We start from the raw sequence: 16,600 nt of genomic DNA on the forward strand, positions 1-16,600 counted from the left end.
CCTCTACGAATAGGACATCATGACCAGTACATTCTTCATCAACCGTCTCGCCGAGCAGCCGCACGCGCTCATGTTCGCCGGCCAGTCCAACCCCTGGACTGTGGCACTGGCTGATCTGCAAGGCGATCCCGACATCGACAGGGCCCTGAGGGAGCGGATGGCGGCGGCCACAGACCTGCTCAGGGCGGTCAAGCCGGACCTGCTGGCCACTAACGGCCGCCAGCTGGATCTGTTCGGCTACAAGCCAGATCCCGTCAGGCTGGGCCCGGCTGCTGACGCGGCTGTCAGCGTGCCCGGCATTGCCTTGGTGCAGCTGGGTGCCCTTATGGACATGGACCAGCTGGGCTACGACGCGGCCCAAGCTCGTCCGGTAGCCCTGCTGGGGCACTCCCAGGGCATCATCGGGGTCCACATGGTCCAAGAGATCCAGTCGGCCGGATCCCTGAAGGCCGCACAGGGCGCCATCGACCAGATCCTGGCCACCGCTATGCTGATCGGCGCTGCTGGCACTCGTCAGGCCCGTCGATTGGGCATTCACCGCCAGGGTGAGGCCACCCCCATGCTTTCGGTGCGCGGCGCCACCCGCCACCAGGTGGAGGTTCTGATCGACCGGGTGCCTGGCGCTCGCGGCCCCATCAGCGTGGCCGTGACCAACTCGGACCGCAACCTGGTCCTGTCCGGCTATCCGGAGGATCTGGCTGCTTTCGCCATCGAGGCAGGCAAGGAGAGCGATCATCAGCGCCGCCTGCGCGAGGACAAGGTCCGTGGCGGAACCGCCTTCTCCCCGGTTCTGGAGTATCTGGATGTGACCCTGCCCTTCCACTCCCCGCTCATGAAGGAGGCCGTGGATCTGAGTGTGGACTGGGCCGGCCGCTGCGGTCTGGACTCTGAACGTGCCCGGGTTCTGGCTGAAGAGGTCCTGCTCAATCATGCCGACTGGGCCGGCCGGATCGCCGAGGTCATAGATCAGCAGGACGCCGCCTCCCTCTGGCTGGTTGATCTGGGCCCGGGCGAGACTCTGGGCAAGCTGGTGGACAACCTGGTCCAAGGCACTGGCGTGGGTGTGGTCGAGGCCTCCAACCAGGCCCGGCGCGCGCAGCTGTCCACCATGGAGGAGGATCCGGCCCGAACCCAGGACTGGTCCAAGCTGGCCCCGCGTCTGCTTGAGACGCCGGCTGGACCCCGGGTGGAGACTGCTTTCAGCCGGTTGACCGGCAAGCCCCCGGTCATGCTGGCCGGCATGACTCCGACCACCGTGGAGCCCGAAATCGTGGCTGCGGCCGCCAATGCTGGCTATTGGGCCGAGCTGGCGGGCGGCGGCCAGGTGACCGCCGAGGTCTTCGACCGCCATGTGTCCCAGCTGGAGGACCAGCTGCAGGAGGGCCGCACGGTCGAGTTCAATGCCATGTTCATGGACCGCTACCTGTGGAACCTCCAGTTCGGCAGCCAGCATATCGTGCCCAAGAAGCGCGCCTCCGGCACCCCCATCGACGGTGTGGTCATCTCTGCCGGCATCCCCGAGCTGGACGAGGCCGTGACCCTGATCCGTCAGCTCAACGAGGAGGGCTTCCCGTATGTAGCTTTCAAGCCCGGCACGGTGGACCAGATCCGCCAGGTCGTGGCCATCGCCCGCAAGGTCGCCCCCACTCACATACTGATGGAGGTCGAGGGCGGTGCTGCCGGAGGCCACCACTCCTGGGAGTCCCTGGACGATCTGCTTTCGACCACCTACGCCGAGGTCCGCGCCTGCCCCAATATTGTTCTGGTGGCTGGCGGCGGCATCGGCACCCCTGGGCGGGCGGCCGACTACATCAGCGGCCAGTGGTCCCGCGCCTACCACCTGCCGGACATGCCCGTGGACGGCGTCATGATCGGCACGGCTGCCATGACCGCCAAGGAGGCCCACACCAATCCCGAGATCAAGCGGGCTCTGGTGGCCACCCCCGGCATCGACAGCTCTACCCCCGATCCGGACCTCTTCGCTCCCATGGGCGAGAAGTGGGTGCCCAGCGGCAAGTCTGTGGGAGGCGTGGGCTCCGGTCTGAGCCATCTGCATGCCGACATCTACGAGATGGAGAACTCCTCTGCCGAGTGCGGCCGTCTGCTGGTCCGGGTCATGAAGCACCCGGAGGAACTGGAGACCCGCCGCGCAGAGATCATCGAGGCTCTGAACAGGACCGCCAAGCCCTACTTCGGCGATCTGGAGACCATGACCTACCAGGACTGGGCCCAGCGCTTCGCCGACCTGGCCTACCCCTGGGCCGACGACACCTACATCGACCGCTTCCTGCACCTGCTGCGGCGCATCGAGGCCCGGGTCTGCGAGCGTCAGAGCGGCGAGTTCGACTCCATCTTCGCCTCCAGGCAGGATGTGGCCGAGCCCGAGCAGGCGCTTCGCCGACTGCATGAGGCCTATCCACAGGCGGCCGAGCTCAAGGTGGTGCCCACCGACGTGGCCTGGTTCCCCGTCCTGGTGCGCGAGTACCCCAAGCCCATGCCTTTCGTGCCGGTCATCGACAATGATCTGCTGCGCTGGTGGGGTCAGGATCAGCTCTGGCAGTCCGAGGATCCCCGTTACGGCGCCGACTCGGTCAGGGCCATCCCCGGACCCATCTCCGTGGCGGGCATCACCACGGTGGACGAGCCGGTGGCCTCCATTCTGGGACGGTTCGAGCAGGCGGCCATAGACCGGGTGCGCGGCCTGGACAGCAGTCCCGCCAAGGCCTACAGCCAGCTGGCAGGCGCCACTGATGCGCAGGAGTTCATCCGCCGCAGTCCCAACATCTCCTGGGTGGGCCATCTGATGGCCAGTCCGGCTTACGGGACGGCCATGGACGACCCCAACTACACCATCACCGCCACTGGTCAGGACGACCAGGGTGAGCACTACGACCTGGACATCCATCTGGACACCTACTGGGACGACGATCCTGACGGCGGTCTGGACCGGCATGCGGTGCGTCACATCGTCGTGCCGCTGACCCTCAAGAGCGACCAGGTCGGCTTCTTCCCGGTGGTTGACCGCAGCCGCCTGCCCAAGGACGTCTACGCCATGCTGGCCGACACAGCGGGCATCGGCAACACCTCCATTACCGGCGACAAGCTGGAGGCCATGCCTGTCATCGAGAAGGACGATGACGACCCTGACCACCCCTTCGGCCTGGCCCACAGCGGCTACACCTTGGCGGCCAACCTGGGCTTCGACCATGAGGCGGCAACCGGTGGCGCCCTTCCTGATGCGCTGATCCCCTCCGGCTTCGCCCCTGATGCCCTGGTGGGTCCGGCCTGGCCGGCCATCTATGCAGCCCTGGGATCCGTCTATGTGGACGGCTTCCCCATCATCGAGGGACTGCTCAACGCGGTCCATCTGGACCACCTGATCGAGCTGGAGGTCAGCGAGAAGCGGCTGCTGGAGCATACCGGCCAGCGGATTGGGCTGACCAGCTGGGCCGAGCCCTATCAGGAATCCTCCTCTGGCCGGGTGGTGACCATCCACGTGGTTCACGCCGCCCAGGACGGGACTGTACTGGCCCGCGAGGTGGAGCGTTTCGCCATCCGTGGCCGTGCCTACAGCGATCAGCTGCCCCAGGAGGCTCCCGAGTACGGCGGCATCCATGCCGACACGGTGGACACACCCCGCAGGCTGCTGCGCCGCGTCACTGTCACCGCCCCCAAGGATATGACCGCCTTCGCACGCACCTCAGGTGACTTCAATCCCATCCACACATCCAAGCGAGGAGCGGCGGTCTCCGGCTTGTCTGCACCGCTGGTGCATGGCATGTGGCTGTCTGCCACCGCTCAATATGCGGCTCAGGCCACTGACGAGCAGGGCGTCCACTACGAGATCGCCGGATGGACCTACAACATGTATGGCATGGTCCAGCTAGGCGACAAGGTGGAGATCAGCCTGGAGCGTGTGGGCAAGGTCCGCCACGGCGGACTGGTCCTGGAGGTCACCTGCAGGATCGACGGCCAGCTGGTCTCCCGCGGCACGGCGATCGCCCGTGCCCCAAGGACCGCCTACGTCTACCCCGGCCAGGGGATTCAGCAGCAGGGCATGGTCCTGGACGAGCGGGCCAAGTCCCCGGCCGCCCGCGAGACCTGGGAACGGGCCGATGCCCTGACCCGCAGCAAGCTGGGGTTCTCCATCCTGGCCGTGGTGCGTGACAATCCGCACACCCTGACGGCCAAGGGGGTCACCTACCATCATCCGGAGGGTCTGCTGAATCTGACCCAGTTCACCCAGGTGGCTCTGGCCACCGTGGCTTTCGCTCAGACCGCCCGCCTGCGTGAGTCCGGCATGGACATCTGGCCCGCCTACTTCGCCGGCCACTCCTTGGGCGAGTACAACGCCCTGAGCTCCTTCGCCGGGGTCATGTCCCTGGAGACGGTTCTGGAGCTGGTCTTCCATCGCGGGTCCACCATGCATTCCCTGATCGAACGCGATGAGCAGGGGCGCAGCAACTACCGGATGGGAGCCCTGCGTCCCAACCAGTTTGGCGTGGGCGACTCCGGCGTCAAGCAGTATGTGGAGTCCGTATCCAAGGAGTGCGGCGAATTCCTGGAGATCGTCAACTACAACCTGGCTGGCCAGCAGTACGCCGTGGCCGGGACCATCGCCGGTCTGGAGTATCTGCGAGCCGATGCCAACCGCCGGGCCAAGGAGGCGGGCGGCAAGCCGGCCTTCATGTATGTGCCTGGCATCGACGTGCCCTTCCACTCCACCCTGCTGCGCAAGGGGGTGCCCGAGTTCCGAGATACCTTGGACGCTCTGCTGCCCGAGCATATCGACTACTCCCGCTTGGAGGGTCGCTACATACCCAACCTGGTTGCACGGCCCTTCCAGATGACCAAGGAGTTCGCGGCTTCCATCCTGGAGGTGGTCCCCTCTGAGCGCATTAAGCAGGCTCTGGACGATCCCCAGATCTGGGATCAGTATGCGGCCGACGACCAGAAGCTGGGCCGTCTGCTGCTGACCGAGCTGCTCTCCTGGCAGTTCGCCTCTCCTGTGCGCTGGATCGAGACCCAGGCGATCATGTTCGAGGCTCCTGAGCAGGGCGGCCTGGGCGTAGAGCAGCTGATTGAGGTAGGGCTGGGCCATTCGCCCACCCTGGCCAACCTGGGCACGAAGACCCTGAAGCTGCCTGACTTCCGCGAGCGTCACGTGAGCGTCTACAACCTGGGCAGGGACGAGAGCCGGGTCTACCTGACCGACACTGATCCCATGGCCCCGGTTCAGGAGGAGTCCGCAGCCCAGGTACAGGGATCCAGCCCCGATACAGCCCAGACTGCCGCGGCAGCTTCCGTATCTGATTCAGCTCCGGCTCCAGCCCCTGCCTCGGCAGCAGCTGACGACGCGGTTCCTGTTCCGGCCCCGGCGACCGGCGGTCCATCGGGTGCCGATGTAGCCGACCTGCCTTTCAAGGCCTCGGATGCCATCGCCGTCCTGCTGGCCTACTCCACCAAGATCCGTCCCGAGCAGATCGGGCAGACCGACACCACCGACACCCTGACCAACGGCGTCTCCTCCAGGCGCAACCAGCTGCTGATGGACATCAGCTCCGAGCTGGGCGTGGCCAGCGTGGACGGCGCAGCCGAGGCCAGCATGACCGACCTGAGCGCACTGGTGAACAAGGTGGCCCCCAACTATCGGCCTTTCGGCCCGGTGCTCTCCGACATTGTTCGTGAGCGCATCCGAGACCTCTTCGGCCCCTCCGGGCTCAAGCTGCAGCAGGTTGAGCAGCGGGTCTCCGATGTCTGGCAGCTAGGTGCTGGCTGGGTCTCGGCCACCGTGGCCAGCTTGGTCCTGGACACCCGTGAGGGCGCCTCCTCGCGTGGCGGCGACCTGGCGCTTCTGCCCACTGAAGCCGTCTCTACTGTGGCCGCTGCCAATGCTCTGATCGACCAGGCCGTTCAGCAGGTTGCCCAGCGTCATGGTGTCACGGTCTCCATGCCCTCTGCAGGCGGTGCCGCTGGCGGTGCCGTGGTCGACTCCGCTGCCTTGGATGCCTTTGCAGCCCAAGTGACCGGCTCTGAGGGCGTGCTGGCCTCCACCGCCCGATTCCTCTTGGACAAGCTGGGACTTGAACCCCCGGCAGTCCAGCCTGGCGAGAATGAGGATGCAGCGGTCGTGGCCGCTGTCGATGCCGAGCTGGGCAACGATTGGCCCCAACAGGTGGCGCCGCGGTTTGAGGCCTCGCGCGCCGTCCTCTTCGACGATCGCTGGGCCAGCGCCCGCGAGGATCTGGCTCACATTTACCATGAGCATGATGATGACCGCAGCGGCCTGAGCTTCCTAGGAGCCGGACGCGAGGTGCATGATCAGGCTGTCTGGTATGCCGGGCAGGCAGGCAAACGCGGTGAACAGAATTTGGCCCGGGTCTTCAGCGGCATAGCCGACCAGGCCATGACTCCTGCCGACTCGGATCAGACCGCCGCACGATTCGCCAATGACGTGGCGGTGGTCACCGGCGTGGCTCCCAAGTCCATCGCGGGATCTCTGACTGCAGGCCTGCTGGAGGGCGGGGCGACGGTCATCGCCGTCTGCCATTCCCTGAAGCCGCAGACCGTCATCTGGGCTCGCGACCTCTACCGCCGCCATGCCGTGGGCGGCGCCCGTCTATGGATCGTGCCTGCCAACCTGTCCAGCTACCGGGATGTTGATGCCCTGGTCGACTGGGTCGGCAATGAGCAGCGCAAGACCACGGGGGCTACGACCACCGTGCTCAAGCCTGCCTACGAGCCCACCCTGCTGCTGCCCTTCGCAGCCCCCGCCATGCACGGGACCATGGCCGACTCGGGCCGGCTCTTCGAGTCCCAGGCCCGGCTCATGCTCTGGAGCCTGGAACGCCAGATCGCCGGGTTCGCCGGCATCGGGGCGGATACCGACGTTGACCACCGTCTGCATGTGGTCCTGCCTGGCTCACCCAACCGCGGCATGTTCGGCGGCGACGGAGCCTACGGGGAGGTCAAGGCCGCCCTGGATGCCATCGTCAACCGGTCCCGCCCTGAGCAGGACTGGTCCGGCCGAGTCACCTTCGCCCATCCGCTGATCGGCTGGGTCCGTGGCACCGGGCTCATGGGCGGCAACGATCCGCTGGTCCGGGTGGTGGAGCGCCATGGCGTTCACACTTACTCCACCGAGCAGATGGCCGATTCCCTGCTGGAACTGTGCACTGCTCATGCTCGTCAGCAGGCTCTCCAGGCTCCGCTCCAGGCCGATCTGACTGGCGGTCTGGGCTCCAGCCCGCTGGACCTCAAGGCCCTGAAGGCCGAGGCTGCCCAGGATGACGATCCGCCGACACCAGCTCCTGCAGCGAAGACAGGGGACGAGTCCGAAGTTATCGGCAGGGATTCGAGCAGGGTCATCAAGGCTCTGCCCACCCCCCAAGTGCCTGCCCAAGCACCAGTGGATCTGCAGGATTGGCAGGACGTGACCGCCAGACCCGAGGATCAGATCGTCATCGTCTCGATCGGCGAGATGGGTCCTTGGGGCTCCGGCCGCACCCGCTTCGAGGCCGAAATGGGCATCCACTCGGATGGTCAGGTAGACCTGAGCGCCGCTGCCGTGCTCGAACTGGCCTGGAATATGGGCCTGGTCGAATGGCAGGACAGCCCCAAGCCGGGCTGGTACGACTCCGACGGCGAGCTGGTGCCCGAGCAGGACATCGCTGAGCGCTACCACGACCAGGTGGTGGCCCGCTCCGGCATCCGTCCCTTCGATGACGGCATGGGCTCCGACTACCGCCAGGGCACCAATGAAGAGGAGGTCGACGTCTTCCTGGATCACGACGTGGCTTTCTCGGTGCCCACCAAGGACATGGCCGAGGAGTACGTGGCCCAGGATCCTGACCACACCAGCATCGCCCGTGATGACCAGTCCGGCGAGTGGACCGTCACCCGCCTGCCCGGCTCTCGCATCCGCGTGCCGCGCCGGGCCACCATGTCAAGGACTGTTGGCGGCCAGTTCCCCCAGGGCTTCGACCCGGTCAAGTGGGGCATTCCCGCTTCCATGGTCGGGGATGTGGACCCCATCGCTCTCTGGAACATCGTCACCACTGTGGATGCCTACCTGTCGGCTGGATTCACCCCAGTGGAGATCCTCCAGGCCGTGCATCCCTCCAAGGTGGCCTCCACCCAGGGGACCGGCTTCGGCGGCATGGCCTCCATGCGCAAGCTCTACCTGGACCGCTTCATGGGCAAGGAAATTCCCACGGATATCCTTCAGGAGGCCCTGCCCAACGTGGTGGCTGCGCACGTCATGCAGTCCTACATCGGCGGATACGGCAACATGGTCCAGCCGGTCTCGGCCTGCGCTACGGCTGCTGTTTCTTTGGAGGAGGGCGCTGACAAGATCGCTCTGGGCAAGGCGGACTTCGTGGTCACAGGCGCCATTGACGACATCGGCGTGGAGTCGGTCATCGGCTTCGGCAACATGAATGCCACCGCTGATTCCGCCGAGATGTACGCCAAGGGCATCCAGCCCCGGTTCTTCTCCCGGGCCAACGACCGTCGGCGCGGCGGATTCCTGGAGTCCCAGGGCGGCGGGACCATCCTGCTGACACGCGGTGATATTGCCCTGCGCATGGGTCTGCCCGTGGCTGGCGTGGTCGGGTACATCCACTCCTTTGCTGATGGCGCCCACACCTCCATCCCAGCGCCTGGTCTTGGAGCTCTGGCCGCAGGCATGGGCGGCAGGGATTCGGACCTGGTGCGCTCGCTGGCCAAGCTGGGTGTGGACCCCGACGACATCGCCGTGGTCTCCAAGCATGACACCTCCACCAATGCCAATGACCCCAATGAGTCCGAGCTGCACAACACTCTGGCTCACGCCATCGGCCGGACGGACGGCAACCCGCTCTATGTCATCTCCCAGAAGAGCCTGACCGGCCATGCCAAGGGCGGTGCCTGCATCTTCCAGATCAACGGGCTCACCCAACTCTTCCGGTCCGGGGTCATCCCTGCCAATGCGTCCCTGGACTGCGTGGATCCGGTCCTGAGACGTGATGACCATCTGGTTTGGCTGGAACAGCCTTTGAAGGTGGGTAGGATCAAGGCCGGACTGGTAACCTCCCTGGGCTTCGGCCATGTCTCCGGCATTGGGGTCATCGTCAGCCCTGGAGCCTTCGAAGCAGCCGTGTTCAAGACCTCCGGCCAGGAGGCCCTGGACGAGTGGCGCCGCCGGGCCAACGACCGCTTGGCTGCTGGTCAGCGCCACCTGGAGGAGGGCCGCATGGGTCGGGCCCCGCTCTACGAGCCCATTGACAACCGTCGTTTCCATGAGGACGGCCACGGGTATGTGGGCCATGAGATCGAGAAGGCCATGCTGCTGGACCCCCAGGCCCGTTTGGGTGCTGACGGCTACTATGACCAGAGCTGAGAGCATCCTGAGTTGGTCAATTCTCCGTCCTCCGCAGTGGGGGATGGGGAATCGGTGAGAGTTCAATCACTGCGTTAATCAGGGAGGTGGGCCAGATGCCTGCCTCCCCTTTTGTCGTGGTTCTCTGAGCGTTATCTTGCTCTTGATGGGGGGTTGACGCTAATCAGCTGCCCGTACTTGAGCGTTCGCTCTCTTCATGGGAGCGTGGTGAAATGTCCGTGGGTGCGCCACGCTTGGCTAGGGCTCCTTTGTTCTGCCTCATGTCTTAACGTAGCGAGTCCCTCATGGACATCCAGGCGGTATCCGTCATCGGAGCGATTAGGAAAGGCGGGCATTGGTGTCTTTGCCTGCTGTCTGTACATGGGGTTGTTCCAATGCTGCTTAAGGGGCAGGCGGCTCTTACGTCCTGACCGTGATTGGACCCCGTTCATGAAATGGTATAAAAAAGTAGATGGGTGGCCCAGGTTTTACTTGGGGTTATTGCCGGGCCACCCGAATGGCCGGACTTGTCTTGGGGGAGTTGTCCGGCCTCTTACTCGTGCTAAGTGTCAGTGGCCGCTTTTATGGAAATCCTGCGGCTGCGGTTTGTTGCAATAATACTCATGGCAAGAAGTCCGAACATCATAGCCACGCCGGTACTTTCCCCCTTCTGCTGTAGGCGTGACCCTCTTACAGGCTGGAACAGCAGTGGTTATTCGTGTCGTCGGTTCGGGCGATCGAATCGAGCATCCAGCGGCTGGCGTCCGTCATCGGAACCGGCTTGTGCTCGGGGTAAATCTATAGATATCCATTGAAGCGATATTCGCAACGGCATGATTTCATATTTAAGGTAAACGAACTGCTGTGGGCGAACTTGGCTCGGCAAGCGGCAGGAATTTCTGTACGGATCTTCAAAGTTATTCGTTGGCGAGGGAGTAATCAGCGTAGGTTTCCATGTCTTACCACGGTTCTTCCTGGTGATGACTACTTAGCTTTATTGCTGAGTTAAGCCTCGCGATAACAAAGTTACTGCATGTTCCGGCTGGCCCATGTGCTATGCTCTGTACCGAGCCAACGGCTTTGCGGGCGTAGCTCAATGGTAGAGCCTCAGTCTTCCAAACTGATTACGCGGGTTCGATTCCCGTCGCCCGCTCCACGATTATCGTTGATATTCCGCTATTCTTGGCGGGTTTTTTAACACTTGGAGCGGTCAGGATCAAGCCCTGACTGAGTGAGATCTTCCCCAGTATTCGGCACTTTACGAGCTAAATAGGTACACGATAGGGTACACGCCGGAGGCCCTCGGATGACTACAGCGACAAGGTCTCCCAGCCCCAGGCATAGCGATCGTGCGGGACGGGAGAGGCTACTGGCATTTCCGCCGCGAACTTCCCCGCGACCCCGCCACCGGCAAGCGGCGCAGGCTCGACAAAACCGACTGCATCAAAAGCAAGGCGCGCGCAAAATTCGAGGACGCGCTGGCCAAATACCAAGGGACAGAGAAAATAAAGACAGGGAAGTCGTCGCTGCTGCGCGACTGGTTCGACCGATGGCCCGACGAGTACAAGCGGCCCATGGTCAAGCCTCTAGTCTACGAAACCTACCGGAGCGACTGCAGGAACATTACCGCAGTCATCGGCAGCGTGCGGCTCGAAGACCTCGAGCCCTGGCATGTCAGGGAGATGAGCAACAAGATCATGCAGGACTGGATACGAGACCACGGTATCGGCGATGGGGACCTGGTGTTCACTCGCAGGGAATGGCCACTAACCCAGTGAAGTGGTGGTGCTGGACTACAGCGCTCGAAGAGGCCGGTCTGCCGTATGTGACCAGGGGTGCCAGGCACCACTTTGCGGCAGGGCCGGCCAAGGCTGGAGCCCCGGAAGATGCTTACAAGGAACTCATGGGGCATGTCGGCTAGGACTGGATCGACGTCATCTAAAGCTAAGATTTGAGAAGGCCTGCATGAACTACACGGCCGAAGTCGTGCACATCTATCCACTCATGTGCCTCTGAAGCGCTGCAAATCCTGGACTCTGCCGGAAATGCGGCTCACATGTAAGGAGTCGACTACGAATTACTGCTTGCTGCAGTTAATACGGGGTTTTGTGGACACGTACCGTCCGATATTGAGTCAGGGAACTCCAGGATGGCGACGCATCAGGGTGGAAGAAATCGAACCTGGGTCAAGAAGCAGGAATCATGGCTCCCAGCTGAGCTTGCACTCTTCTGGGAGGCTGGATCCGAACTTGCTCTTTGCTCGATCTAAAACTAAAGAGTTTTGCTAGATCTTGCGGTCATTTTTTGAATTCCGGATCGACAATGAACTCGAGAGACTGCTGTATCAAGTCAAAGAACACATGTCCAACGTTGTTCGTATTGAGATTTTCTTCGTCAGAGGGTTTGACGGAGCCGATAAGTGCCTTTTCCATCTGATTGGCAGACTTCTATTTCGATGTCGTCGGTGAAATTGGGTGAGTCTATGATATCTGTGCGTGTCGTGTCCTTCAGCATCTGACAAGCTATGGCCTTAGACAAGTCCACGGGTGTACCACTTGGACGGAGTTGCATCAGCTGATCATCCCCAGGTGACTTGACCGGCGAAGTAAATCAGAGTTGTTCCGGCGCCTACGAAAGCCGTTCATATAAGCCCCGCATGAAAGATGCGGTGTTTTGTTCACCAGTGAGGTGCGGATAGATAGCGAGCATCAACTCTGTGAACGGCAATCCATCTCCCCCTGCATCAATTCTTGTTCCACTTGCCCCAGACTCTCCAGGAGCATCTAATTCGCAAATCGCCATTTCCTACGAAAGCACCTTGCGGGCAATAGGCAAAGTCCTATCAATCAGACTTGAACCATCACAACGAAAGTTGGTGATTGCTCGCCTTCCGCGTTGAACCGGCTGCTTTCAGTTGACTAATCCAGTGCTTTGGATGAGAGGTGCGCTGTCTGGTTAGTGGTGAGCTCAGCCTCTCACTCGACGGTGTCTGACCATTCGATCGTCACGAGCAAGACGATCCGACACTGGAGACGTATCGACCCTCTCACCCCTTCCACGGCATCAGCTAGCCGTGGGGTACCTGGACATACGAAATTGCGAGACCAGGCTGAGCACTCACGGGTCACTTTGCCACACCGATGGCGAAGTTAACCGTTTCTTGTGTCCACGCCTTCCGAGTCTTGTCGTTGCGGGTAGGCGGGTTCAACCGATCTCGATTCCAACCCGCCAAGGCGGAACAGAGCAGATATGACCTGCAAACCCGGCAACACCGCTAACCCTTCATCCGAAACTGTCACAGTCCGCTTGCGCTACGAGCGTCATGCGGGAGCGACCAAGGAGCGCCCGGATACTACGCGAGTGCTCCTCGGGCGTCCTTGCAGAGATTTTTGCCGTGCCAATAGTCAAGTCCCCCGAATCCAGGATGTAGAGGATCCCCAGACTGTGACAGGTATGCCTGAACCTGCTTATCCACTGTCAGCGAGAGTATTGTAGGCGCGAGCTTCTTCAGCACCCGTGTCTTCCATGGAAATTTCGGATCCTTCTTATTGCCCCACATGAGATGAATGAACTGAGCTGAGGCAAGCACGGTCTCGAGAACCTCCACTGTTGTCGGAATCGTCAGGTCGATCTCGTCGTCCCTATCAAGCAGATCGTGAGACTGTCCGATCAAGGGGATGAGATTCACGATTGTCAGCGATCGCCATTTCCGTGGTGACCCGTCCCTCTTGAGCGGTGAGTCGTCCTCATTGAAAAGAGAGGAGTTGAGTATCATTTCTGTCGTTTTATCACCGCCAGAACTCTGGTTGGCGAATCGTGTGGCTGTCGATGGGTTGATTCCGATGAACACGAGATCGCGATCTTGTGCTGGATTGATCGGGGTGCGTAGGAACCACCGTTGTTTGACCTCCGCTGGGTTGGAAGGGAATACGAGCTTGTCGCTAGTCCATGCTGCATGTAGCAATTTATTCATATAACCAGTATATTTCTCAGGTTCGGAAGGAACTATGAGTATTCAATATTTCCAACCGTCGCCGGGTGCAAGGCCGCCCGTTCTCCTCGGGTTACTTCTTCCTGTTTAGTCCTACATCGTCGGGGCGTGCGATGATGGAGCAGTCTGCGATGCAGATGACGGCAATGTACTCGTGCATGTGGAATTCCCCCAGTATTCGGTACTTTACATGCTAAATGTGCAGACAATAGTGTACATGCGAAGGGTGATAGATGGTAAGCAACAGGGCGGTTTATCGTCGCTATGCCAGTGATATGTCTCTTTCTATTGATGAGGCGGGGCCTCCTTTATTTCTTTTTCCTTTGTCCGGACATTCGCGTAGGAACATAACTATTGATTACCTCGTTAAGGCGTTACGGAGCCTTCAATTTTTCGACCGGATGATTTGCAGCAGGAAAAGATGAAGGGCATACTCAGGCCTATGGAAGATGCCGTGTTTGGACAGGTGCTGGGGTTGGGGCATGATTTGGTCGACCTGAAGGAGTTCGGCCGGCAGCTGGCTATGCCAGGCACGCGTATGGCAAGCTTGTTCTCGGCACGGGAGCGGCGGCAGGCTGAGCAGCAGGCCCTGTTCAAGCATGACGACCTAGCGACTCACTTGGCAGTGCGCTGGGCTGGCAAGGAGTCGGTGCTCAAGGCCTGGTCTCAGGCGCTGGGACCTGAGCCCTCGCCCTATGGTCTGGATGATTTTCCTTGGAGCGGGGTGGAGATCCTGGACGACGGCCGGGGTCGGCCGAGTGTCAATCTAGAGTCCACCGTAAAGGCCAAGCTTCACGAATCTTTGCCTCTGGCCGGTAGTCAAGTCGACCAGGTGGAGTTGCGCTGGCATATCGCTCTCAGCCATGATGGACCGGTGGCTTCGGCGGTTGTACTTTTGTGTAGGTTCGTCTGAAATTAGGCTAGGACATGTGACGCATGTGCCGTGAATTCCTAGTTGTCGCGTCAGACAACCAAATAGAAGTCCTCGGCATGTGGAGCGATGCTCCGATTGTGTCGAAGTCGAATTCAAGGTTCAAGACTTCAGATGCAGTCAGCTCTATGTATTACATGCGTCGCCCTAAGGGCTGACTGTGGTTCCCAACTACATACAGCCTCTTCTTGAGTTGCGTCCCTTACTTCCGTGGGATGATCTCGGCTCGTCGTCCGGTTGTGTATTGATAAGAAATTCAGGGACGGCGCGGCCGGGTCCTGATTCTGGCCGAAAACGCTAAGGGCGCTCAGCATCCGCTGGTGATGTCAAGTTGCATTATGCACAGATAATGATGAGCTCCGTCGATCTACTCCTGGGTGTAGTGATCAGGGGCGGGAGGGTAGCTGGAGCCGCTGCCTCCCGACGAAGGCGCGGGAGCGGTATAGCCGCCTCTTGATCCGCCTCGTGCATATCTGGAGCCGTTGGAACGGCCTGAAGCGCCGGCAGAGCCGCCCCGTGTGTGGCCCGAGGAAGACGCTGGAGCCGCAGTAGCCGCCTGCTGGGCCTGCTGATCAGCGGCCTCCCGATCAACATTGGCCTTGGCGGCCTTCGAGTCATTGACTGCCTGCATCTGGCTGGCGAGATCGAGATCCTGGATGGCTTTGCGCTGTACGTTGGTATCTGCCTTGGTGTCGGCCTGCACGACCTTGACCTGGCCGAACACCGTCTTCATGGCGTCGCGCACAGCGTTGTCCGCCACCTGGCCGTTGCTGCCCGAGAGCAGCGAGTCCCTGTCAGCGATTGCCTTGTCCAGGTGCGCCTTGACCGTCCGGGCCTCGTCGTTGGCAGCCTTCTCCACGGTGGCCACGACCTTGGCGTCGGACACGTCGTCCTGGGGTATGGCCCGGGCTCACCGCTGCGCCGCAGCCCGATCCGCTTCGTAGGCCTTCACGCTCCGAGCCGCGGAAGTCGCTTGCGACCGGCAGCCGGCCAGGGACTTCGTTTTGACGTGCGAAGACCAAGTCCACACCCCCAGCGATAGGCCCGCGGCAATCACCAGGACGGCCACGAGACCGACGATGAAATGCCAATGGGCCGCCTTCGCTGATGCGCCCTGTGCATTCTCCTTCCATGCCATGACTGATTTACTTACCTCATGGTGTAGGCCTAGTACGGTCTGCGACAGAACACCCTTATCCTCAATGATAATCCTTACTGATGCAAACTTTTTTATGCAGACTACGCATATTCCCCGCATACGTAGGAATAACCATATTTGTAGCAGGCTCGCCGGACTTGACTTCATGTGTTCCCTGCATCTGTGGGCGTGATTCCATCAAAGGGGAACCTCGTTGTTATTGGTCCAATCCTCTTCGCTTACTCTGAGTTCAAAGACTTCAGAACGGATGGTTGACATGTTCGCCACGATAATTCAAAACCAACAACCAGAGTGATTCCGAATCGCTCTGTTGCTGCGTGTAAGTGCGGCAAGTATGTCTTTCGCCTCTTTGTCTTTGACTTCAGTGCTCGCATATTGGGGTCGGTGCTGGTGTCTCTGAGTTCATCGATGAGGGCGGGCATAGGGAATGCCGTGGTAAGTGCAGCCGGGTTTACATCTTCATCCTTGTCTTTGAAGGAGGTAAACAGTTTCGGGCGATTGGTTTGGCTGGCGTATAGCCCTGCTAAACATTTTTTGACTGGATCTCGCCCAATCTTGAGGTTGTGTGGTGTGGCCAGACAAGGACGAAGCAAGTGGAGCTTACGGGCAAGTACCAATGCTTGGAACTGGGGAGGAGACTTATACTAATTGTGTGTGTCAGTATGATCCAGAATGTCCTGTACATCGTCATCGTCCAGGGACGACGTGTCCGGTGGTTTACCGCAAGAGGATGGCTGCGGCGCGTGAGGCTGAACGCCGTAAGCGACAGCGTGACGAGCTAATAGGAGTCGTCGTCTTCATGGCGGTCGTTATAATTGGCTTTGCCATCCTGAATAGGATAATCCCCGGATTTCTGAGCACTCTGTTGCAGGGCTTCGGCTTCACGAACAAGTAAATGCCAAGCATTCCTGACTCCTGCTTGCAGTCTCAATGCCAAGAAGGCCTTACTATCTGCTCGACGGCCAACGCACCGAGCGCGACGCCTATCCCAGTTTTCAAATCTTGCATTTGCAATCAGGTGAGCTTTGACTGTGCATCAATGCTATGCAGGGCGTTGCTCATGGTGGCCAGTTTGTACTTTTGGATTGTTGCCAATACCATCGCTATCAGGCTGTTGCCGATGCGTAGCTTTTTTGTCGGCGGGTCGGGGCGACGTTGACA

5 protein-coding genes and 1 tRNA gene are annotated in these 16,600 nt (G+C 60.9%); 4 read left to right on the top strand and 2 right to left on the bottom strand.

Annotation, left to right across the window (positions count from 1 at the left end):
• Window positions 1-19: 19 nt before the first annotated feature.
• From ACGG9J_RS06145 to ACGG9J_RS06155, 3 genes are all read left to right on the top strand, one after another.
• Window positions 20-9,379, top strand: a complete 9,360-nt coding sequence (locus tag ACGG9J_RS06145; protein WP_390134549.1) for a fatty acid synthase subunit beta domain-containing protein — start codon at window positions 20-22, stop codon at window positions 9,377-9,379.
• A 1,061-nt stretch (window positions 9,380-10,440) separates the two neighbouring features.
• A tRNA-Gly gene (locus tag ACGG9J_RS06150) sits at window positions 10,441-10,514 on the top strand.
• 193 nt (window positions 10,515-10,707) lie between these two features.
• Entirely contained in the window at window positions 10,708-11,136 is a 429-nt protein-coding gene (locus ACGG9J_RS06155) for a tyrosine-type recombinase/integrase (protein WP_390134551.1), read from the top strand.
• Between the two features lie 1,574 nt (window positions 11,137-12,710).
• On the opposite strand, the gene ACGG9J_RS06160 is transcribed toward ACGG9J_RS06155, so the two are convergent.
• Window positions 12,711-13,331, bottom strand: a complete 621-nt coding sequence (locus tag ACGG9J_RS06160) for a DUF1643 domain-containing protein (protein WP_390134553.1) — start codon at window positions 13,329-13,331, stop codon at window positions 12,711-12,713.
• Between the two features lie 439 nt (window positions 13,332-13,770).
• Between ACGG9J_RS06160 and ACGG9J_RS06165 the strand changes: the two genes are divergently transcribed.
• Window positions 13,771-14,262 (top strand): holo-ACP synthase, encoded by a 492-nt coding sequence (locus tag ACGG9J_RS06165; RefSeq protein ID WP_390134555.1) that lies wholly within the window; start codon window positions 13,771-13,773, stop codon window positions 14,260-14,262.
• 385 nt (window positions 14,263-14,647) lie between these two features.
• On the opposite strand, the gene ACGG9J_RS06170 is transcribed toward ACGG9J_RS06165, so the two are convergent.
• Complete coding sequence (locus ACGG9J_RS06170; protein WP_390134557.1) at window positions 14,648-15,166, bottom strand: hypothetical protein; 519 nt, start codon at window positions 15,164-15,166, stop codon at window positions 14,648-14,650.
• Window positions 15,167-16,600 lie beyond the last annotated feature (1,434 nt).

Source organism: Bifidobacterium apicola, from assembly GCF_042846865.1.
Taxonomy (GTDB): domain Bacteria; phylum Actinomycetota; class Actinomycetes; order Actinomycetales; family Bifidobacteriaceae; genus Bombiscardovia; species Bombiscardovia apicola.

Coding starts and splice junctions, on each gene's coding strand:
- ACGG9J_RS06145 (WP_390134549.1), top strand. CDS start 20: ATGACCAGTACATTCTTCATCAACCGTCTCGCCGAGCAGCCGCACGCG.
- ACGG9J_RS06160 (WP_390134553.1), bottom strand. CDS start 13,331: ATGAATAAATTGCTACATGCAGCATGGACTAGCGACAAGCTCGTATTC.
- ACGG9J_RS06165 (WP_390134555.1), top strand. CDS start 13,771: ATGAAGGGCATACTCAGGCCTATGGAAGATGCCGTGTTTGGACAGGTG.